The organism is Pseudomonas sp. PS01270 (assembly GCF_029959775.1).
Classification (GTDB): Bacteria; Pseudomonadota; Gammaproteobacteria; order Pseudomonadales; family Pseudomonadaceae; genus Aquipseudomonas; species Aquipseudomonas atacamensis.
Genome location: NZ_JASCPT010000300.1, coordinates 1 through 280, shown reverse-complemented (window position 1 = coordinate 280; position 280 = coordinate 1). Strand labels below are relative to the sequence as shown.

Below are 280 nucleotides of genomic sequence, written 5' to 3'. Positions count from 1 at the left end.
GTGCGATCCTCTCGTACATCATGTGCAAGGCGATGAACCGCTCCTTCTTTAATGTACTGCTCGGCGGTTTCGGCAATACGGCAGATGCAGGTCCTGCCGGTGCGCAGGAAGCCCGTCCGGTGAATTCCGGCTCGGCTGATGACGCAACCTTCCTGCTGACCAACGCCGACACCGTGATCATCGTCCCGGGCTACGCTCTGGCAGTGGCCCGTGCACAACACGCACTGAAGGAACTGACCGAGAAGCTGACCCATCGCGGCGTGACCGTGAAGTACGCGAT

Annotated in this window: 1 protein-coding gene; it reads left to right on the top strand. The window is 60.4% G+C overall.

Annotated features, from left to right (window positions below; genetic code table 11):
- The coding region (locus QMX86_RS28265; RefSeq protein WP_282390442.1) for an NAD(P)(+) transhydrogenase (Re/Si-specific) subunit beta at nucleotides 1-280 on the top strand (280 nt) is incomplete at both ends.